Origin of the sequence: Roseateles depolymerans, from assembly GCF_003387155.1 — a bacterium.
GTDB lineage: Bacteria > Pseudomonadota > Gammaproteobacteria > Burkholderiales > Burkholderiaceae_C > Roseateles > Roseateles depolymerans.
This window is the reverse complement of sequence record NZ_QUMT01000002.1, coordinates 158,317-178,002: the sequence shown is the minus strand read 5'-3', so window position 1 is coordinate 178,002 and position 19,686 is coordinate 158,317. Positions and strand designations below refer to the sequence as shown.

The following is a 19,686-nucleotide window of genomic DNA, read 5'->3' as shown; positions in this document are numbered from 1 at the left end:
GCACGGCCGCTGCTGTGACCCCCTGGGCTCACACCGTATACGGCTCACCGGTGAATCCCAACGCCGCCATGTCCGCCGCGGACCGCAGATACGGATTGGTGGCGGGATTCAGCCCCTCCAGTCGCGCATGCCGGCTTGGTGCCACCAGCTCCGCCGGTGTCGGGGGCTGGGTGTCGTGGAAGGTGTAGTCCCGATCGTCCGCGCGCCGCGGAGAGGACTGCGCTTTCGCTTGGGGCGCCCCGGCCCACCAGGCGCGAAACGCCGGGTCCCGTCCGCAGACATGTTCCGCCATCAAGAGGGTGCCCAGCGCGAACCGTCGCACCATCGAGGTCTCTCCCGCTTCCAGGCTTTCCACCACGCCGCCAATGGCACGCCTCACCCGCCACTCGGGCAAGGTCCAGGCGTCGTCGGGGGCCACCTTGGAGGGGTCCGCGTCCGCCAGCGTCGAGTACCTGGGATCGACGGTGGCGGCCCAGGCCGACTGCAGTCGCAACAGACCGTCCTCCACAGGCATGTGATGCTGGACACGGGCCACGATGCGTTCGGCCGCTGCCAGATAAAGGTCAGCTGCCCCGTAGATATTCAGCGCTTCCAGCGCGTCAGCCAGTTGGGGGTGGCTGTCGTCGGAGGCCGCAATGAAGCCATTGCCAATCAGGGTGCTCCATTCGTAATCGAGCGGCAGGCCGGCCAGTTGCAAGGCTTCGTCGGGGGTCAGTGTCTTGAACTGCATCGGTTTCAACGGGATCTTTCGGTCGCACATTCCGTCGCACATTCGGTCGCACATTCGATCGCACATTCGATCGAACACCATGAGACGGTCGATGGCGCGGAGTCAATCGTACAGATAACGCCTGGTCAAGGGCACCGGCGCCGCCCCACCATCACGCTTGCTGGCCAGGATCTGATAGAGCCCCAGCTCACCCGTTTCGAACTCTAGTGCACTCGCTGCCATGTAGAGCCGCCAGATCCGGTAATGGGCTTCATCCACGTATTGCAGCGCCTCGTCATGCCGCGCTTCCAGCCGCGCCACCCAGGCCCGCAAGGTCTTGGCGTAGTGCATGCGCAGTCCCTCCACATCGTGAATCTCGAACTGCTGCTGCTCCATCTCCCGCATCACGTTGCTGACGCGGTCCAGTTCTCCGTCCGGGAACACATAGCGGTTGATGAAGCGCGAACTCAGCGCCTCCCCCCAGCCGTCCTCCTGATGGGTGATGCCGTGGTTCAGGAACAGGCCACCGGGCCGGAGCAGTCGCTGCACGGTCTCGAAGTACACCGGCAGGTTTTTCAGCCCCACATGCTCGAACATGCCCACGCTCGCGACCTTGTCGAACTCACCCGTCATGTCCCGGTAATCACACAGGCGCAGATCCACCTGCGCCGCCAGCCCCTGCGCCTGGACCCGTTCATGCGCCAGCGCCAGTTGACGCTCGGACAAGGTGATGCCCACCGCCTGCACCCCGTAATGGCGTGCCGCATGCATCACCAGGGCGCCCCATCCGCAGCCGATGTCCAGCAGGCGGTCGCCGGGACGCAGTTGCAGCTTGCGGCAGATATGGTCCAGCTTGGCCGTTTGCGCCTGCGCGAGCTCGGTCTGCTCGGTCTCGTAATAGGCGCAGGAATAGACCATTTGCGGGTCCAGCCACAACGCATAGAAATCATTGGAGAGGTCGTAATGGAAGGCAATGGCCGCCTTGTTTTCTGCGCGGGAATGGCGTCGCACGCCGGACGCCTGCAGGGCCTCGTCGGCGCTGCCGGGCGGCGGCGCCAGCAAGCGCACCGCCAGACGCAGCCGGTCACGCCACGACAGGGTCAGGGCCGGCAGGTGGTCCTTGATCTGAAGCGCCTCGAAGAAGTCCCCTTCCACGTCCAGCGCGCCGGTGAAATAGGCCTGCGCAAACCGCAGCGGATCCCGCCCAAGCAGCAGCCGACGCAAGGCAGCGGGGTCCTGCAGCACCAGCGTGGCGCTGGGCGCCAGATGCGCCATTCGCCCCAGCCGTGTGCTCCAGGTGCCCACCCGCAGCCCCAGGCTGCCGGGATAGCCTTCGAAAAGCCGTTGCAGCCAGATCAGTCCCGCCGGCGGCAAGGGCCCCGGACCGACCGGCCCGGCTTCGCGCCGTGGGAGGGCCTTGACTTCGTCGCCCCTGGCTGGCGACAGCAGTTCCTGCTCCATGCGATTCCCCGTTGAAGCACTGTTTCGGAACGAAGATCGTGATCACTCGATCCTAGTCCGACCGAGTAACGCACCGGACCGGCGGCGCACAGCCCCTGAGTCCCGTCAGGGGATTGGGCGAGCTTCGCGCCGATCCCGGGCGATCTGCATGCAATCCTTGTGCCCGGGTCTGCGTCTTGCCCTCAGAGGCCCTCTGGCCCCTGCCCATTGCACATCACCCAACAGAGTCATCACAGCGCTGGAGAACAGCGCCACAATCAGGCGAGGACGGCTTCGTATTCCGTCATCGCTGCCGAGTCAGCAGTCAGGTCAGCAGCCACGAATCCCTTTCCCGCTCGCCGGGATCGACATTCCCGTAAAACCAGGCACCCAAACAGCCAAGATCAGCCAAGGAGTGAGCCATGCCCCATGCGTTTGCCAGCACCCTCGCCAGTTTCACGACCGCCTCCGGCACCAAAGGCCAGTACTACTCGCTGCCCCGTCTGGCAGAGCAGTTCCCCAGCGTCGCCAAGTTGCCGGTGTCGATCCGTCTGGTGCTGGAATCGGTGCTGCGCAACTGTGACGGCCAGCGGGTGACCGCGGAGCACGTGGAGCAACTGGCGCACTGGAAGCCCAATGCGCCCCGCAACGAGGAAATCCCCTTCGTCGTGGCCCGGGTGGTGCTGCAGGACTTCACCGGCGTGCCCCTGCTGGCCGACCTGGCCGCCATGCGCAACGTGGCCGCCGCGCAGGGCAAGAATCCCAAGACCATCGAGCCGCTGGTGCCGGTGGATCTGGTCGTCGACCATTCGGTGATGATCGACTACTTTGGCGACAAGAAGGCGCTCGATCTCAACATGAAGCTGGAGTTCCAGCGCAATCGCGAGCGTTATGAATTCATGAAGTGGGGCATGCAGGCCTTCGACACCTTTGGTGTGGTGCCCCCGGGCTTCGGCATCGTCCACCAGGTGAATCTGGAATACCTGGCCCGCGGCGTGCACAAGACCGGCACCGGCCCGAATGCCGTTTATTACCCGGACACGCTGGTGGGCACGGACAGCCACACCACCATGATCAACGGCGTGGGCGTGGTGGGCTGGGGCGTGGGCGGCATCGAGGCGGAAGCCGGCATGCTGGGTCAGCCAGTTTACTTCCTGACCCCGGACGTGGTCGGTTTCGAGCTGACGGGCCGTCTGCGTGAAGGCGTCACCGCCACCGACCTGGTGCTCACCGTCACCGAGATCCTGCGCAAGGCCAAGGTGGTGGGCAAGTTCGTCGAGTTCTTCGGCGAAGGCACCGCCAGCCTGTCCGTGCCGGACCGTGCCACCATCGGCAACATGGCCCCCGAATATGGCGCCACCATGGGCTTCTTCCCGGTGGACGAGCGCACCATCGACTATTTCAAGGGAACCGGCCGCACCCAGGACGAAATCGAGGCCTTCGAGGCCTACTTCCGCGCGCAGGGCCTGTTCGGCGTGCCCCGCACCGGGGACATCCAATACAGCCAGGTGGTGTCGCTGGACCTGGGGACCGTGGCGCCGTCCCTGGCCGGTCCCAAGCGTCCGCAGGACCGGATCGTCATCACCGACCTGGCCAAGACCTTCAGCAGCCTGTTCAGCAAGCCGGTGGCCGAGAACGGCTTCAACCAGCCGGCGGACAAGCTCAAGAAGAAGTTCCCGGTCGCCAGCCCCAAGGGTCTGGACATCGCCAACGGCGACGTGCTGATCGCCGCCATCACCTCCTGCACCAACACCTCCAACCCCAGCGTGCTGCTGGCGGCCGGTCTGCTGGCCAAGAAGGCGGTGTATGCCGGCCTGAAGGTGCAGCCGCACATCAAGACCTCGCTGGCGCCCGGCTCGCGCATCGTCACCGAATATCTGGAAAAGGCCGGTCTGCTGCCCTACCTGGAAAAGCTGGGCTTTGCCGTGGCGGCCTATGGCTGCACCACCTGCATCGGCAATGCGGGTGACCTGACGGCCGAGATCAACGAGACCATCGTCAACAACGACCTCATCTGCGCGGCCGTGCTCTCCGGCAACCGCAATTTCGAGGCGCGCATCCACCCCAACATCAAGGCCAACTTCCTGGCCAGCCCGCCCCTGGTGGTGGCCTACGCCATCGCCGGCAATGTCACCCGCGACCTGATGACCGAGCCGGTGGGCTACGGCACCGACAACAAGCCGGTCTACCTGGGCGACATCTGGCCCACCAGCGACGAGATCTACGCCCTGCTCAAGCTGGCGCTCAACCCGGACGCCTACCGCGCCAACTATGCCAAGGTGAAATCCGAGCCTGGCAAGCTGTGGGAGAAGATCCAGGGCGGCAAGGGCCAGGTCTACGAATGGCCCAAGAGCACCTACATCGCGCAGCCGCCGTTCTTCGAAGGCTTCACGCAGGTGCCGCAGGCGCAGGAAGTGGGCGTCAAGCAGGCGCGCATCATGGCGCTGTTTGGCGACTCCATCACCACCGACCACATCTCCCCGGCCGGTGCCATCAAGGAAGCCTCGCCCGCAGGGAGCTACCTGAAGGAACAGGGCGTGATCAAGGCCGACTTCAACAGCTACGGCTCGCGTCGCGGCAACCATGAAGTGATGATGCGCGGCACCTTTGCCAACGTGCGGATCAAGAATCTGATGATCCCTGCGAAGGCGGACGGCGCCCGCGAGGAAGGCGGCCTGACGCTGTTCCAGCCCAGCGGCGAAAAGCTCTTCATCTATGACGCCGCCATGCGCTACATCGAAGCCGGTGTGCCCACCGTCATCTTCGCCGGCGAGGAATACGGCACCGGCTCCAGCCGCGACTGGGCGGCCAAGGGCACGCAGTTGCTGGGCATCAAGGCGGTGGTCGCCAAGAGCTTCGAGCGCATCCACCGCTCCAACCTGGTGGGCATGGGCGTGCTGCCGCTGCAGTTCCGGCCGGGCGATTCCTGGGAAAGCCTGGGGCTCAAGGGCGATGAGCTGATCGACATCCAGTTGGGCGCGGAGATCCTGCCTCAGTCGGAAGCGTTCATGACCATCACCACGGCCGATGGCGCCACCCGCAAGGTGCCGCTGATCCTGCGCATCGACACGCCGATCGAGGTGGAGTATTACCGGCACGGCGGCATCCTGCCCTACGTGCTGCGGCAGTTGCTCGCGGCCTGACGCCAGAGAGTCCCGCCAAAAGCGGCGCCCTCACCCGGCGCCGCTTTTTTTGTGGTGGCCCGCATGCATTCGCAAGAGGCCATGCAACGCCCTTGGAGCGGATTCAGCCCAGGCCGGCTGCTAAGGGGTCACAGGCTACTCAGCCGCTTCCCGCCAATGGTCCATCAGCACACGGCACTGCTCCCGCGCCGCCTGCTTGATGGTGGCCACTTCCTTGGGACCAAAGCGCTCCCACCCCAACTTGGCCAGTTGCATCCGCCGCCCCAGTGAGAACACCATCAACTGGCCCATCATCATCAGGATCCGCATGCTCAGCGTCGGGTCTTTGAGGTCCATGCCGCTGTAGCGCGACACCAGGTGCGTGGTCACCCGCGCCATGCGGGGGCGCAGCGTCTTGTCCATCATCTGGAAGATCAGGTTGGGCCCATGGCCCACCTGCTCATGCGCCATGAACAAACGCCGGTGCTCTGCGTCGTCCGGCAGCAGCTGGTGTTCCGCGATGGCGTCCAGCAGTCCCCCAAACGCCGCAAACAGATCGTCGCGCGACGCATCCGGCCGCTCCAGGACCTCTTCCGCCCGCTCCACCGCCGGGAGGAAATGCTCGATGGAGCTGTCCACGATGTGTTTGGCGCAAGCCTGGTAGACGCCTTCCTTGTTGTCGAAGTAGTACTGAAGGGCCGGCGCATTGACACCCGCCTGCTTGGCGATCTCCCGTGTCGAGGCGCCCTCGAACCCGCGCTCCGCGAAGAGGCGCAGCGCCACTTCGATGATGCGTCGGCGGGTTTCCTCGCCCCGGGCATAGCCGGCTTCGGGGCGGTGTCTCGGGGCTCGGGCGGGTCGTTCGGTCATGCGTCGTTTCGGGTGGGTAAAGCCGCGGCCAGGACGTGGCGCGGTGCACAGTTTTCAAAATATATCAGTTGACAGAATTCTTCCAGGTGGAAAAAGATATCGACCGGAATAAATTCAACTGATGGATGTTCATGTCCGCGCCGTCTTCTTCCCCCGCTCCGATTCCGTCCTCGACGCCTCACACCGCCTCCCCTTCGGCCTCCCCTCCGGCCCCACCTCAGCCCCCGAGTCCTCCCAGCCGCCGCCGCCCCATCCTTCTTTTGCTGGGCATCGCGGCCCTGCTGGGCGGCGCGATCTATGGCGCGCACTGGTGGCGTGTCGGCCGCTTCATCGAAAGCACCGATGACGCCTATCTCAAGGCGGACAGCGTCACCGTGGCGCCCAAGGTGGTGGGCTATGTGACCGAGGTGTTCGTCCAGCCCAATCAGGCCGTCAAGCGCGGCGACCCGCTGGTGCGCCTGGACCGCCGGCAGTACGAAGCCATGCTGGCGCAGGCGCAGGCCACCATCGAGGCGCGCAAGGCGGACATCCAGAGAGCGCAGGCGGACATCCTTCAACAGAAGGCCCAGTGGGCGCAGGCCCGGGCGCAGGTGCAGTCGGCCACGTTGGCGCTGACCCATGCCCAACAGGAGTTCGAACGGTTTGCGCCGCTGGTGGCCACAGGCGCCACCACCGAAGAACGCCTGGCCGAGTTGCGCAACACCCGCGATCAGGCCAAGGCCACCCTGGCCGCCAATCAAGCCGCCGAAGCCGCGGCGGCCAGCCGGATCCAGTCCACCGAAGCTCAGGTGGCGCAGTCCAAGGCGCAGGTGCAGGCGGCGGACGCTGCCCGCAACCAGACCCATCTGGACGTGGATGACACGGTGGTGCGAGCCGCCATCGACGGTCGGGTGGGCGACAGCACCGTTCGGGTTGGTCAACTGGTGCAGCCCGGCACGCGCCTGATGACGCTGGTGCCGGTGCAGGAGGTTTATCTGGTGGCCAATTTCAAAGAAACGCAGATCGGCCGCATGCGTGCAGGTCAGCCGGTGACGCTGCATGTGGACGCCCTGCCCGACCTGACCTTGCACGGGGCCGTGGAAAGTTTCTCGCCCGGCACCGGCGCCCAGTTCGCGCTGCTGCCCTCCGAAAACGCGACCGGCAACTTCACCAAAATCGTGCAGCGGGTGCCGGTGCGGATTCGGGTGCTGGCCGATGCCGCTGTGCGCGAGCGGCTGCTGCCCGGCCTGTCCGTCACCACCGAAGTAGACACCCGCGAGGACGCCGCCACGCATCAGGCCGCGAGCGGAGACCAACATGGCTGAGGCCACCGAGCCCAATGCCAAGGCCGCCGACTGGATTGCCGTCGCCGCCGGGGCCCTCGGGGCGCTGATGGCCACGCTGGACATCTCGATCACCAACTCGGCGCTGCCGCAGATCCAGGGCGCGGTGGGTGCCACCGGCACGGAAGGCACCTGGATCTCGACGGGCTACCTGATGTCGGAGATCGTGATGATCCCGCTGGCCGCCTGGCTCACGCGGGTCTTCGGACTGCGCAACTTCCTGGTGGGCAATGCCACCTTGTTCACGCTGTTCTCGGTACTGTGCGGCTTCTCCGGCAACCTGGCCACGCTGATCCTGGCCCGTATCGGCCAGGGCTTCACCGGCGGCGCCATGATCCCGACTGCGCAGACCATCATCCGCACCCGTCTGCCGCGCCATCAACTGCCGGTGGGCATGACCATGTTCGGGCTGATCGTCATCCTGGGCCCGCTGCTCGGGCCGGTGGTCGGCGGCTGGCTGACCGAGAACGTCAGCTGGCATTGGTGCTTCTTCATCAACGTGCCAGTGTGCGCCGCATTGCTGGCTCTGCTGCTGCTGGGACTGCCGCGCGAGCGCATGCATCTGGACCAGTTCCTGCGGGCCGACTGGCTCGGCATCGTCGGGCTGGCGGTGGGCCTGTCCACGCTGACCGTCGTGCTGGAGGAAGGCCAGCGAGAGCGCTGGTTTGAATCGACCCTGATCCTCTGGCTGAGCGTGACCTCCGCCGCAGGCCTGGCGCTGGTGGGGCTGTCGCAGCGCTGGTCGGCCAAGCCCATCCTGCGGCTGAGCCTGATGCGCAACAGAAGCTATGCCAGCGTCATCTTCATTGTGTTTGTCGTGGGCGCCGGCCTGTACGGCGTGTCCTACCTGGTGCCGCAGTTCCTCGCGCTGATTTCAGGCTACAACGCCCAGCAGTCCGGCGCAGTCATGCTGCTGGCGGGCCTGCCGGCGTTCCTGATGATGCCCATCCTGCCGCGGCTCATCACGCGGCTGGACTTCCGGGTGTTGGTGATTGCCGGCCTGCTGTGCTTTGCCGTCAGTTGCCTGCTGGACATCAGCCTCACCGCGCAGAGCGTGGGCCATGACTTCACGATGTCCCAGTTGCTGCGCGGTGTGGGCCAGATGCTGTGCATGATGCCGCTGAACCAGGCGTCGATGGCGGCGGTCAGCCGCGAGGAATCCGGCGACGCGGCCGGCCTCTACAACATGGCCCGCAACCTGGGCGGCTCGGTGGGCCTGGCGGTGCTCGGCACCTTCATTGACCGGCGCAACGCGCTGCACGTAGACCGTCTGCATGAGACCTTGAACGCCAATTCACCGTTGGTGCAGGAACGGGTGGCCGCCAGCACCGCCAGCCACCTGGCACAGGTGGGCGACGCGGCACATGCGCAGTTGCAGGCGCTCAAGGAGATCGCGCTGCAGATTCAGCAGCAGGCCAGCGTCATGACCTTCTCCGAAACCTTCTATGCCCTGGCGGTTGCACTGCTGCTGTGCGTCCCCCTGGCCCTGCTCCTGAAGACGCCGCGCCCGGGACAGGCGCCCGCGGTCAGTGAAGCCCATTGATACGGACCTCTTTCATGTTTTCACGTCTTTCCTCCATCCAGCCGGTGCTGCTGGCCGGGTCCGTGCTGATCGGACTGGTGGGCTGCACCACGGTCGGCCCGGATTACGCGGGCGCCCCGGCCGTGGCCGAGCAGGCCATGAAGGCGCCGCGCTTTGCACGCGACGTCCAGGACATTCGCGACACAGGCGACACGGGTGGCAAGGCTCGCACCCGCGATAGCCGCGACACCCGCGATGAGCCCCCGGCACAGCCCGGCACGGCCGCGTGGTGGACCTTGCTGAACGACGCGCCGCTCAACGCGCTGATCGAACAGGCCTTGGCCAACAGTCCCACGCTACAGGCGGCGCAAGCGCGTCTGCGCCAGTCCCGCGCGGCGCTGCGCCAGCAGGAAGCGCAGAAGATGCCCAAAGGATCAGCCTCGGCCCTGGCCGCCGGCGTCTGGCAAGCGCCCGGCACGCGGGATGACACCACGCTGCATCTCTACAGCGCCGGGTTTGACGCGACCTGGGAAGCCGATCTCTTCGGCGGCACGCGCCGGGCCACCGAGGCGGCGGCAGCGCAGGCCCAGGCGGTGCAGGCGGATCTTGCGGATGCGCAGGTGTGCCTGGCCGCTGAAGTGGCCCAGGCCTACGCCAGCCTGCGGGCCCAGCAACAGCGGCAGGCCCTGCTGCGCGCAACGGCCAACGCGGATGCACAGACGCTGGACCTCACCCGGCAGCGTCAATCACGCGGCGTGTCGGCGGCCGAGGACGTGGAGCAGCGGCTGCTGCAGGGTGAGTCCACGCAGGCCTCGCTGGCCGATGTCGCCGCGCAGATCAGCGCCTGGCTCGATCAGTTGGCGCTGCTGACCGGCCAGGCGCCCGGCGCGCTCGACGCGCAGCTCTCCACCACGTCGCCGCACTTGCCGGTATTGCCGCAACGCGTGGCCGTGGGCGACCCGGCAGGCCTGTTGCAGCGCCGGCCGGACATCCGTGCCGCCGAGCGACGACTGGCCGCCGGTCAGGCCCGGATCGGCCAGAAGGAAGCCGGCTACTTTCCCAAGCTCACGCTGCTGGGGGACATCGGGCTGGCCGGCACGGACCTCGGTCATCTGCTGACCAGCAAGAGCCTGGCCTTGGTGGGCGTGCCCTACCTCAGCTGGAATGTGCTGGACTTTGGCCGCACCCAGGCGGAGGTGCGGCAAGCCGAGGCCGGGCGGGATGAGGCCCTGGCGCTGTATCAGGCCGCTGTGCTGGGCGCCTTGCAGGACGCCAACACGGCGCTGTCGCGCTTTGGGCAGCAGCGTCAGGCGCTGGTGCATCTGCAGGCGCAGCAGGCCTCCGCGGACCGCTCGCTGGCGCTGACCCGGCAGCGACGCCAGGCTGGGGCCGCCAGTCAACTGGACCTGCTCGATGCTCAGCGAAATCGCGATGCCGCAGCGCTTCGCACGCTGGACGGCGAGGCGGCGTTGCTCAAGGACTTCGTGTCGCTGCAAAAGAGCCTGGGGCTGGGGTGGGAGTCGGCGGTATCCGGCAATGCCGCGGCGTCCGCCTCTGTCTCAGCCGCCGTGTCAGCCAAAGGCACAACGCCTGCGTCTACGCAGCGATGAACCGGAAGTGCATGCACGAGGCCACGCGAAAGGGCGTGCGCAGCCCGCTGGGTCAGTGATACTGGACGGTGCCGCTCCGCGGCCAAGTGTCCCCGCGACCCATCCGCTCCGCTGTCCTCGTCCATGCACGACCGCTTCTACGCCGACATCCTTCGCACCCCCCACAACCGCGCCATCCTGGACCGCTGGGACGCGCTGGCCCTGCCCGACGGCTGGCTGGTGGCCGGATGCCTGTTCCAGACGGTCTGGAACCTGAAGACCGGCCGACCGCCCACCGCCGACATCCAGGACTACGACCTCTTCTACTTCAACCCCGACGATGTCACCGACGACGGCGAGCGCCGCATGCAGGCGCACGTCGACAGCCTGCTGGGCGACCTGGGCGTGCGGATCGAGGCCACCAACCAGGCCCGCGTGCATCTCTGGTACGAGGACTACTTCGGTCATCCTTATGCGCCGCTGGCATCGTCCCGGGAAGGCATCGACCGGTTCCTGGTGCCGTGCACCTGCGTGGGCGTGCGTCCCGGCGGTGAGGTCTACGCGCCCAATGGCCTGGCCTCGTTGTATGCCGGCGAGCTGCGCATGAATCCCCTGGCGCCTCACGGGGACCTCTTCGAGCGCAAGGCCGCCTCCTACCAGGCGCGCTGGCCCTGGCTGACGATCCACTCACCGGAACCGCTTCCAGGTTGACGGCGACATGGCCGGACGCGCTTGAGCCGCTCGCCGTCCGGCACTCCTTCACGAAAGACGCCAGGACCGCAACGGTTCCCCTCTTGGTGGGATCCCCCTGAACAGGGGGGTCGCTTAACCTGCCGCCCTTTGTCCGCCAAGACCGGCGCCTTGAGAGCGCTGGGGTTGCCACCGCCATGCCGTCTTCCACAGTTCGCCCGTCTTTCACCACCCTCTTCTCGGCCGCCCCCGCCCAGGGGAGCACCCGTCCCGCAAGGGCCCTGACTGCGCCTGCGATGGGCCTGCCGCGCCTGACCGCCTGTGCCGTGGCCTTGATCCTGAGCGGACTGCCCCTGGTCAGCCATGCAGCCAAGCAAAGCCCGGAGAGCGAGATCTTCACCCGCATGGACTTTCCCGACGGCCTGCCCTTCCTGGGCGCCGACACGCGGATGAAAGCGGCCCTCAAGCAGCGCTGGCAGGAGACCCAGGCCCGGGGTGGTTTCACGTCCTATGGCGAGCCTTGGGTCAATTCACTCGGAATGCTGGAGCGGGTCCAGATCAGCCCCAACTACCCGGTGCCCGCCAGCGCCCTGACGGGTGCCCTGGACGGTCAGGTGTGGAACGAGTTCTGGGTGCTCAGCTCGCAGTCAGCCGTGGAAGGCCAGCAGCAAGCGCCGCGGTCCACGGCCACCCGTTATGCACTTCGCTGCCAACCCTTGACCGTGATGGAACTGGGCTGGGTGTACTACCCTACGCTCGATGCCTCCGGGGAACCTCGCTCGGTGTCGGCGGAGTACAACCGGGTCCGCTCCGCCGGCGTCTACCAGACGTCAACGCCCAACCACATGGCGCGCGTGAAGGAAACCTGCGGCAAGGAATTCGACGCGCTGCAACAGCAGCAGGCTGATGCACGGGCCAAGGAACAGGCGGCACGCATCGAAGACATCCAGAAGGTGCTGGCCGTGCAACTGCACAAGGCGCTGGATCCGGCCACCGCGATCCAGATCGGCACGATGTTTCAAGCCACGATGATGCCGGAGTCCGCCGCGTCCGCCTCGGGTAACGCAGCCGGAAACGCAGCCGGAAACCCCGCTACGAAGGCCGACGCCCCCCGCATGGACACCCGAGGGCCATGCCCAGGCTGCAGAAGCCGCGATGGCCCGCCTCAAGGCCCTCCAGCAGGACCCCACCGTCTTCGACGACAAGGGCGAGCCCCGGCCGTCACGCCTGCGCGTGTTCGCGGTCAACGGCGGCGCGGCTTTCCTGCACAAGGGAGCGGCCTGCTACAGCGACGACACTGAATTGATGGTGGGCGGCGGATTGGCCAATTCCTTCAAGTCGCTCACCGGCACCGCCAGCAACCTCAGCATCGGCATGCCCGAGACGGAGCGTTCACGGCAGGTGCAGGCCGGTGGCTGGAACATGGGAAACCAGTGGTACTACCAGGAACACGAACTCCCGCCTGCCGAGGTGAGCACCCTGCGGCTCACCGTCGGCAACTGCCAGTGGGTGTCGGCCGCTTTCATGCCGGTGCCCGGCGTGGACTACGAAGCACACCTGGTGGCAGAGCCACAGCTCAAGCGCTGCGTCATGACGATCAACCGCATCCTGCCGGCCGGAGATCTCAAGCCGGTGCCGCTCCTGCCTGCCAAGAAGTGCACGCCGGAAGAGATCGCCGTGCGGCGTGCCGCAGCCGAGGAACGGGCCGCCATGGACAAGGAGATCGCCCGTATGCGTGCGGCGGGCGTCGTGCCCCCGGTCATTGCTCCGCGCTGATCAAACCACCGCCGCCGGCCCACCCATGCGCGCATTGCGCATCATCCTCGCCGCAAACATCGTGATGGAGCGGCCCCACGGCGTGTAACGCGGCAGCTGGAACAGATCGGCGCCCGGCCGGGCCACACCAGCGGCAGTCGACACCGCCGCTTCGAAACCCAGCTCCCGCAGCAGCGCCGCATGGCTGGCGTCATAGTCCCGCTCCGGCCGGCCGTTGGGATACGCAAAGCTGCGCACCGGTCCCCCGGTCAGGCGCTCCAGATGCTCGCGGCCGGTCTGCACCTGATGGCGCGCGGCCTCCGGGCTCAGCGTCGTCAGCACCGTGTGGTCCACCGTGTGGCCCCCCACCTCGTGGCCCACATCGGCCCACTGCCGCAGTTGCAGATCGGTGAGCATCAGGTCGCCGGGCAGCGCTCCCACCGGATGCGCCGCCAGCATGCGCTCCACCTGGGCGTCGCGCTCTGCAGGCGCCAGATACTTCAACTGGACCTGCAAGGCGGTGATCGCTCTGAGCCGTTCCTCCACCGTGGCAATCGCATGGCTGCCCATGCCGACGGCCGAGAGGTCCAGCACCGGTCCCTGCGCCTTGCGCACGAACTCGATCACCGTGTCGCTGAACATGCGTCCGCCATTGAGATAGCCGGTGGCCACGAACAGCGTGGCTTTCGCGTGGTGACGCGCCAGGATGGGATGGGCCACCGTCAGGTTGTCGGCATACCCGTCGTCGAAGGTGATGCAGGCTGCTCGTCGCGGCAGGCGCCCTTCCTTCAACGCGGCTGCGGCGTCCGACACCGTCATCAGGCTGAAATGCCTCGAGAGGAAACGCGTCTGCGCCTCAAACAGCGCCGCGTCGATCTCCCCCGGTCGCAAGGGATCGGGCTGCGGCAGCACCCGGTGGTAGATCAGGATGCTCAGCGCCGGCGCGCCGCCCGGCCAGCCCAGCAGACTCAGCGAGGCCAGCATCAGGTGCCTCCCCAATACGGCGAATGCACATTCACCGGCCGCGCGCCAGCGGCCACTGCCGCCTTGCTGCGCGCCTCCATCTCCCGCGCCACGATGCGATCCAGCGCCACCACCATCAGCACCAGGTAGTAGGGCATGTCGAAGTAGACCAGGCTCAGGAAGGCGCCGCCGGTCGCATAGCCGATCAAACCCACCTGACACATGGCCGCCAGGTCTCGCGCCCATTGCAGCTCCGGCACGTTCTTCGTGGCGCGGATCAACTTCGTGGCCCGCCGCCAGGTGAGGAAGAAGATGCCCAGGAACAGGAACAGCCCCATGAACCCGTGCTCGCCCAGCGCCTGGAAGTAGATGCTGTGCGCCGTCAGCGGGATGGTCGGGTCCGGCGCATATTTGGCGAAGGCCGCTGGCCCCGGCACCGTGAAGCCCCCGCCCAGCGGGAACAGGTCGACTGCCAGCCGCCACGCGGTCTGCCAGGCATTGATGCGGCCCATGGCCGAGCCGTCCTGGTCATAGGTCTTGATCGTCTCCATGCGGTCGGTCCAGCTGTCCGGCATGAAGACGAAGATCAGCGGCAGCGCCACCAGCACCACCAGCGCCAGCGGCAGCTTGTTGCGGCTCTTGAGCCACATGAAGAAGGACATGGCCAGGATCGCCAGGAAGGCCCCGCGCGACTGCGACCCCACCGCCGAGGCCATGCACAGCAGCATCGCCACCACCGCCAGGTGGCGCTGCCAGCGCTTCGTGGCCTGCAGCTGCAGGTAGCGGATCAGCGGCACCGTCATGATGGTGGCCAGGGCCAGCGAGTTGTTGTCCTCGATGAACGAGCCCTCCGGCCCCCACACCCGCGCCGCGCCACCGGTCATGATGGTGAACAGCCCGCCCTTGAGCCCGTAGTAGCCGATGGAAATCACCAGCACCAGCGCCAGCCAGTCCAGGTCGCGCCGGCGCTGCACCACCAGCATCGACACCAGCACCATCAGCACCACCTTGAAGGCCCGGGACCACGGCGCGAACTCGCGCTCCGGATAAAAGGAGTGGATCAGCGGCGACACCCCGATCCACAAGATCCAGATCAGCAGCAACACCGTCACCCCGTTGACCGGAAAGCGGGTGAGCTTGTCCCGGTGGACGATCAGGCTCAGGAACAGCGCCAGCGCAATCACCATGGACCACGGCGCATCGTGCGCCCAGCCATACGCCAGCCGGTGCGGGTTCATCACCCCCATCCACACCCAGCCCAGCACGCCCCAGATCGGCTCCTTCATCGTCTTCCAGATGAGCAGCGAGAACAGGGCCAGCATGATCAGGTCACGCATGTCGGAACTCCGGCAAACCCCGAGCGGCGAGGATCCGCTGGAACAGGTCGATCTGGCCCTGGGTGGTCGTGTCCCAGGAGAACTGCTCGGCATACCGCCGCACGACGGCCCGGTCTCGCGGCACCGCGCGCAGCTGCCGCACCGCAGCGGCCACGCCGGCGGCCGTGCGTTCCGGCATCAGCTCGCCGGCTTCCGGACCGGACACCACTTCCGGCGTGCCCCACACATTGGACGCGGCCACCGGCGTGCCGCAGGCCATCGCCTCCAGCAGCACATTGGCCCAGCCTTCGCGGCTGGATGCCAGCACCAGCGCATCCACGCCGGCATACACCTCTCGCAGGCCGGCCTGGGGCAAGGCGCCGAGGAAGCGCACGCGGTCGGCCACGCCCAGGTCGGCCGCCAGGCGTCGCAGGGCGGCCTCCTCAGGGCCGCTGCCCGCGATCAGCAGGTCCACGTCCGTCAGGTCCTTGAGCGCGCCGATCACCAGCTCATGGCCCTTGCGCTCGATCAGGTGCCCCACCGACGCCAGCGTGAAACGCCCCGGCGCCAGACCCAGCCGGCGGCGGCAGGCGTCGCGGTCGCCGGGATGGAACAGCGTGAGGTCCACGCCGTTGCGCAGCACCTGGATCTTGTCCGCGTCCGCGCCCAGCAGCACCAGCTCGTCCTTGAGCGCCGCGCAGACGGTGATCGCCGCATCGGCCTGACGGGCCGCCTGCAGGATCAGCTTGCGCGGAAAGGTATAGGCCGGGATCAGGTTGATGTCGGTGCCGCGGGCGGTGATCACCAGCGGCTTGTCCAGCGCCCGGGCCACCATGGCGGCGGCCACGCCGTCCGGATAGAAGTAGTGGGCATCGATCAGATCGAAGTCAAAACCCTCCCGCTGAAGCGCACGGGCGGCGCGCAGGGCCGTCCAGGCCAGCGTGTAGGGCGCACTGCTCATGCCGACCTTGGGCAGGCGCACGAATCGCGGATGGGTCACCGACAGGCCATGGCGCTGCTCGGTGTGCGGCGTGGCGGCAAAGCGGCCGTATTCGCCGAAGCGCGGGCCCTTGAAGGGAAACCACGGCACCGGCGCCACGACCCGCGCCTGCACCTGCCCGGAGGCGACCAGGTGACGCAGCCGGGTCTCGACGAAGATGCCGTGACTGGGCATTTCGCGGCTGGGGTAGAGCGTGGAGAAGGTGAGGATCTTCAGCATGGCAGCACGCGATGGTTCATGCTCGGTGTCATGCCTTGGCATCGCCCAGCGTGGAGGCAGGGGCTTCACGCAGCGACCGCGCCAGCGCGACCACCCGCTCGGCATTGCCCAGCCACGTCAGGTTCAGCCGACCGATGGTGGCCCCGGCGCCCTCCCCCAGGCGTTGCCGCAGGCCCGGGTCGTTGGCCAGGCGTGCCAGCAGGGTCTCCAGCGCCTGAGGCTCAGCAGGGTCGAACAGCAGCGCATTGCGGCCGTCTTCCAGCACCTCTTCGATGTTGGGCTGGCGCGGCGCCACGATGGCCTTGGCCAGGGCCAGGTATTCAAACAGCTTCAGCGGCGATGCATAGGGCACCACCGCCGGTTGCAGCGCGACATCGAAGGCCGCCACATGACGCGGCACCTCGTCGCGCGAGATGACCCCGGTGAAGCGCACGCGCTCGCCCAGGTCCAGCTGACGCGCCAGCGCTTCCAGGTCCGCCCGCGCGGGGCCGTCCCCCACCAGCAGCAGCCGTGCATTGGCCGGCGCCGCGGGCGTGGCCATCCAGCGGATCACCCGGTCCATGCCGTGCCAGTCCCGCACGAAGCCGGTGAAGCCCAGCACCAGCGCATCCGCCCAGCCCAGCGCCGCCTTGGCCGCCTGCGGAGACGGGGCTTCGGCAAAGTGTTCCTGGTTGATGCCGTTGGGCACCACCATCAGCCGCTCTTGCGGCACGCCCTGGGCGGCCACCATGTCGCCCAGCACGCGGGTGACGGGCAGCACCATGTCCGCACCGCGCCAGACCACGCGCTCCGCCCAGCGCGCCAGACGCGGCAGCGCCAGCCCGCCAAACCGCTCCCGCTCGTCGGCCAGTGGCGCATTCACCTCCAGCAGCAGCGGCAGACCGGTCCTGCGCTTGAGCAGCAGACCGGCCAGCAGGAAGAGGTTGTAGCGTTCGTAGATCGCGTCCGGCCGGAACTCCCGCGCAGCGCGGGCCAGGCGGCGATAGGCCAGCAGCGAATAGCCCAGCTCCAGCAGCTCGTAGACCCACTTGGGCAGACGGGCGCGCAGACGCTGCACCCAGCCGACATCGTCGCCCATGCGGGCCTTCTCCTGCGGCGGCGATTCCCCCCCAGGCGCCACGACCCGCACCTCATGCCCCAGGGCACGCAGCGAGCCGATCATCTCTTCGATATGGACCGCCTGGCCGTCCTTGGACGCGGTGCGGTGGTGATAGAGGATCTTCATGCGGTGCGTATCTCGCAAAGCGGACGGTCAGGCGGCCTGACGCATCGGCGCCATGCCCATGACGTTGCGCAGGAAGGCGTCATACATCAGCAGCGTCCACAGCGGCGTGCTGTGGTCCCGGCTGCCATTCTCATGCTGCTCCACCAACTGGCCGATGGCCTTGAGGTCGAACCAGCCCGAATCGGCCAGCGGCCCGCCCAGCAGCGACCCGCGCACCCGCTGGCGCAGCGGCCCGCGGAACCAGCGGGCCAGCGGCACGGCAAAGCCCATCTTGGGCCGGTAAAGCACATCCCGCGGCAGATGCGGCTCCAGCGACTTCTTGAAGAGGTATTTGCCCTCTCCGCCGCGCAGCTTCAGGTGGGACGGCAGCGTGGCCAGCCATTCCACCAGCGGATGGTCCATCAGCGGCTCGCGCACTTCCAGCGAATGCGCCATCGAGGCGCGGTCCACCTTGGTGTTGATGTCGCCCACCAGGTAGGTGTGCAGGTCGATGTACTGGATCATCGCCAGCGGATCATCGGTATTGGCGCGCTCGGCATGCCGCAGGAACAGCTCGCGGGCGTTGTAGCCGCCCAGCTCCGATTTGAAGCGGGCGCTGTACAGGGGCATGCGTTCGTTGTCCCGGATCACCGACATGGTGTGGAAATAGGCCTCGACCGAATTGCGGGCCAGCGCCTGGAAGGTCGTCTTGGCGCGGAAGACGCGCGGTGCCCAGTCCGCTTTCGGGTACAGCCGCCCCAGGGTGCCGAACAGCGGCCGGCGCAGGCCCAGCGGCAGGCTGGCGCGCATGCGCTCTTCCATCATGTGCAGACGGTAGCGGCGATAGCCGCCAAAGCTCTCGTCGCCGCCGTCCCCGGACAGGGCCACCGTCACATGCTTGCGGGCCAGCTGGCAGACCCGGTAGGTGGGGATGGCGGAGCTGTCGGCATAGGGCTCGTCGTACAGACGCGCCAGGGTGTCGATCAGGTCGAAGTCGTCGCTCTGCACCGTCTCCACGTGATGGTCGGTGTGATAGCGCTCGGCCACCTGGCGGGCGAATTCGGATTCGTTGTAGGCCGGGTCGTCGAAGGCGATGGAGCAGGTCTTGACCGGACCACTGCTCTCACCCGCCATCATGGCCACGACGGCGCTGGAATCGACGCCGCCGGAGAGGAAGGCCCCCAGCGGCACCTCGGCGATCATGCGCAGCTTCACCGATTCACGCAGGCGGCGCAGCAGCTCTTCCTGGGCCTGCACCTCGTCGATGCGGGCGTCCAGGGTGAAGCTCACATCCCAGTAGCGTCGCGGCTGGCCCAGCGGCTCGCCGCGGCGCACCACCAGGGTGTGGCCCGGCGGCAGCTTCAGCGCCTGGCGGAAGACGGTGCGCGGCTCGGCCACGTAGCCGAGCGCGAAGTACTCTTCCACCGCCTGCGGCTCGATGTCGCGCCGCAGCTGCGGATGGGCCATCAGCGCCTTGAGCTCGGAGCCGAAGACCAGCGCGCCATCGTCCAGCAGGCCGTAGTACATCGGCTTGACGCCCATGCGGTCGCGGGCCAGGAACAGCACATCCCTCGCCTGGTCCCACAAGGCGAAGGCGAACATGCCGCGCAGCTTGAGCACGCAGTCCTCGCCCCAGGCGGACCAGGCATGCACGATGACCTCGGTGTCGCTGCGGGTGCGGAACACGTAGCCCAGCGCCTGCAGCTCGGCCATCAGCGACTGGTAGTTGTAGATCTCGCCGTTGAAGACGATGCCCACCGTGCCCTGCGCATTGAACAGCGGCTGCTGCCCGGTGGCGATGTCGATGATGGACAGGCGCCGGTGGCCGAAGCCCAGGCCCGGCTGCAGGTGGATGGACCCTTCATCCGGCCCGCGGTGATGCAGGGTGTCGTTGATGCGATGCATCAGGGCGGCGTCGAAGTCGCGCCGGCCCCGGGTGTCGAAGATGCCACTGATTCCGCACAT

The 19,686-nt window shown here is 67.3% G+C and carries 14 protein-coding genes; 6 read left to right on the top strand and 8 right to left on the bottom strand.

Annotated elements, in window-relative coordinates; all coding sequences use genetic code 11:
- Nucleotides 1-28: 28 nt before the first annotated feature.
- Both DES44_RS26055 and DES44_RS08790 read right to left on the bottom strand, forming a co-directional pair.
- Nucleotides 29-730, bottom strand: coding sequence for a hypothetical protein (locus DES44_RS26055; protein ID WP_058934623.1), 702 nt, complete (start codon nucleotides 728-730; stop codon nucleotides 29-31).
- Between the two features lie 102 nt (nucleotides 731-832).
- Nucleotides 833-2,170, bottom strand: coding sequence for a class I SAM-dependent methyltransferase (locus tag DES44_RS08790; protein ID WP_083525485.1), 1,338 nt, complete (start codon nucleotides 2,168-2,170; stop codon nucleotides 833-835).
- 401 nt (nucleotides 2,171-2,571) lie between these two features.
- Here DES44_RS08790 and acnA point away from each other — a divergent pair, with 401 nt between their 5' ends.
- Nucleotides 2,572-5,292 (top strand): aconitate hydratase AcnA, encoded by a 2,721-nt coding sequence (gene acnA / locus DES44_RS08785; protein ID WP_058934622.1) that lies wholly within the window; start codon nucleotides 2,572-2,574, stop codon nucleotides 5,290-5,292.
- Between the two features lie 135 nt (nucleotides 5,293-5,427).
- On the opposite strand, the gene DES44_RS08780 is transcribed toward acnA, so the two are convergent.
- The gene (locus DES44_RS08780; RefSeq protein WP_058934621.1) at nucleotides 5,428-6,141 is read right to left on the bottom strand and encodes a CerR family C-terminal domain-containing protein; all 714 of its coding nucleotides are present in this window, start codon (nucleotides 6,139-6,141) and stop codon (nucleotides 5,428-5,430) included.
- A 131-nt stretch (nucleotides 6,142-6,272) separates the two neighbouring features.
- Here DES44_RS08780 and DES44_RS08775 point away from each other — a divergent pair, with 131 nt between their 5' ends.
- From DES44_RS08775 to DES44_RS08755, 5 genes are all read left to right on the top strand, one after another.
- Nucleotides 6,273-7,445 (top strand): HlyD family secretion protein, encoded by a 1,173-nt coding sequence (locus DES44_RS08775; RefSeq protein WP_083526019.1) that lies wholly within the window; start codon nucleotides 6,273-6,275, stop codon nucleotides 7,443-7,445.
- A complete protein-coding gene (locus tag DES44_RS08770; RefSeq protein WP_058934620.1) occupies nucleotides 7,438-9,006 on the top strand; it encodes an MDR family MFS transporter in 1,569 nt (522 codons plus the stop codon). The genes DES44_RS08775 and DES44_RS08770 overlap by 8 nt, the downstream gene beginning before the upstream one ends.
- Before the next feature lie 14 nt (nucleotides 9,007-9,020).
- Complete coding sequence (locus DES44_RS08765; RefSeq protein WP_058934619.1) at nucleotides 9,021-10,595, top strand: efflux transporter outer membrane subunit; 1,575 nt, start codon at nucleotides 9,021-9,023, stop codon at nucleotides 10,593-10,595.
- Nucleotides 10,596-10,718: 123 nt separating this feature from the next.
- Nucleotides 10,719-11,285 carry a nucleotidyltransferase family protein gene (locus DES44_RS08760; protein ID WP_058934618.1) on the top strand — a complete coding sequence of 189 codons (567 nt, stop codon included), beginning with the start codon at nucleotides 10,719-10,721 and terminating at the stop codon, nucleotides 11,283-11,285.
- A gap of 176 nt (nucleotides 11,286-11,461) precedes the next feature.
- Nucleotides 11,462-12,565, top strand: coding sequence for a hypothetical protein (locus tag DES44_RS08755; protein WP_147307027.1), 1,104 nt, complete (start codon nucleotides 11,462-11,464; stop codon nucleotides 12,563-12,565).
- A gap of 475 nt (nucleotides 12,566-13,040) precedes the next feature.
- Here the strand turns inward: DES44_RS08755 and DES44_RS08745 are convergent, their stop codons facing one another.
- Genes DES44_RS08745 through DES44_RS08725 form a run of 5 tightly spaced genes read right to left on the bottom strand, consistent with a single transcriptional unit; the run spans nucleotide 13,041 to nucleotide 19,686 of the window.
- Nucleotides 13,041-14,003: a polysaccharide deacetylase family protein gene (locus DES44_RS08745; protein ID WP_083525484.1), complete on the bottom strand. Its 963-nt coding sequence runs from the start codon at nucleotides 14,001-14,003 to the stop codon at nucleotides 13,041-13,043.
- Nucleotides 14,003-15,319: a putative O-glycosylation ligase, exosortase A system-associated gene (locus DES44_RS08740; protein WP_058934615.1), complete on the bottom strand. Its 1,317-nt coding sequence runs from the start codon at nucleotides 15,317-15,319 to the stop codon at nucleotides 14,003-14,005. Before DES44_RS08740 ends, DES44_RS08745 begins: the two co-directional genes overlap by 1 nt.
- Nucleotides 15,312-16,514, bottom strand: a complete 1,203-nt coding sequence (locus DES44_RS08735) for a glycosyltransferase family 4 protein (RefSeq protein WP_058937319.1) — start codon at nucleotides 16,512-16,514, stop codon at nucleotides 15,312-15,314. The genes DES44_RS08740 and DES44_RS08735 overlap by 8 nt, the downstream gene beginning before the upstream one ends.
- A gap of 31 nt (nucleotides 16,515-16,545) precedes the next feature.
- Complete coding sequence (locus DES44_RS08730; RefSeq protein ID WP_058934614.1) at nucleotides 16,546-17,742, bottom strand: glycosyltransferase family 4 protein; 1,197 nt, start codon at nucleotides 17,740-17,742, stop codon at nucleotides 16,546-16,548.
- A gap of 27 nt (nucleotides 17,743-17,769) precedes the next feature.
- Nucleotides 17,770-19,686: an XrtA/PEP-CTERM system amidotransferase gene (locus tag DES44_RS08725; protein ID WP_058934613.1), complete on the bottom strand. Its 1,917-nt coding sequence runs from the start codon at nucleotides 19,684-19,686 to the stop codon at nucleotides 17,770-17,772.

What these genes read in the sequence shown, in the direction of transcription:
- acnA (WP_058934622.1), top strand. Translation starts at nt 2,572, where the DNA reads ATGCCCCATGCGTTTGCCAGCACCCTCGCCAGTTTCACGACCGCCTCC.
- DES44_RS08745 (WP_083525484.1), bottom strand. Translation starts at nt 14,003, where the DNA reads ATGCTGGCCTCGCTGAGTCTGCTGGGCTGGCCGGGCGGCGCGCCGGCG.
- DES44_RS08725 (WP_058934613.1), bottom strand. Translation starts at nt 19,686, where the DNA reads ATGTGCGGAATCAGTGGCATCTTCGACACCCGGGGCCGGCGCGACTTC.
- DES44_RS08730 (WP_058934614.1), bottom strand. Translation starts at nt 17,742, where the DNA reads ATGAAGATCCTCTATCACCACCGCACCGCGTCCAAGGACGGCCAGGCG.
- DES44_RS08765 (WP_058934619.1), top strand. Translation starts at nt 9,021, where the DNA reads ATGTTTTCACGTCTTTCCTCCATCCAGCCGGTGCTGCTGGCCGGGTCC.
- DES44_RS08780 (WP_058934621.1), bottom strand. Translation starts at nt 6,141, where the DNA reads ATGACCGAACGACCCGCCCGAGCCCCGAGACACCGCCCCGAAGCCGGC.
- DES44_RS08755 (WP_147307027.1), top strand. Translation starts at nt 11,462, where the DNA reads ATGCCGTCTTCCACAGTTCGCCCGTCTTTCACCACCCTCTTCTCGGCC.
- DES44_RS08770 (WP_058934620.1), top strand. Translation starts at nt 7,438, where the DNA reads ATGGCTGAGGCCACCGAGCCCAATGCCAAGGCCGCCGACTGGATTGCC.
- DES44_RS26055 (WP_058934623.1), bottom strand. Translation starts at nt 730, where the DNA reads ATGCAGTTCAAGACACTGACCCCCGACGAAGCCTTGCAACTGGCCGGC.
- DES44_RS08760 (WP_058934618.1), top strand. Translation starts at nt 10,719, where the DNA reads ATGCACGACCGCTTCTACGCCGACATCCTTCGCACCCCCCACAACCGC.
- DES44_RS08740 (WP_058934615.1), bottom strand. Translation starts at nt 15,319, where the DNA reads ATGCGTGACCTGATCATGCTGGCCCTGTTCTCGCTGCTCATCTGGAAG.
- DES44_RS08790 (WP_083525485.1), bottom strand. Translation starts at nt 2,170, where the DNA reads ATGGAGCAGGAACTGCTGTCGCCAGCCAGGGGCGACGAAGTCAAGGCC.
- DES44_RS08775 (WP_083526019.1), top strand. Translation starts at nt 6,273, where the DNA reads ATGTCCGCGCCGTCTTCTTCCCCCGCTCCGATTCCGTCCTCGACGCCT.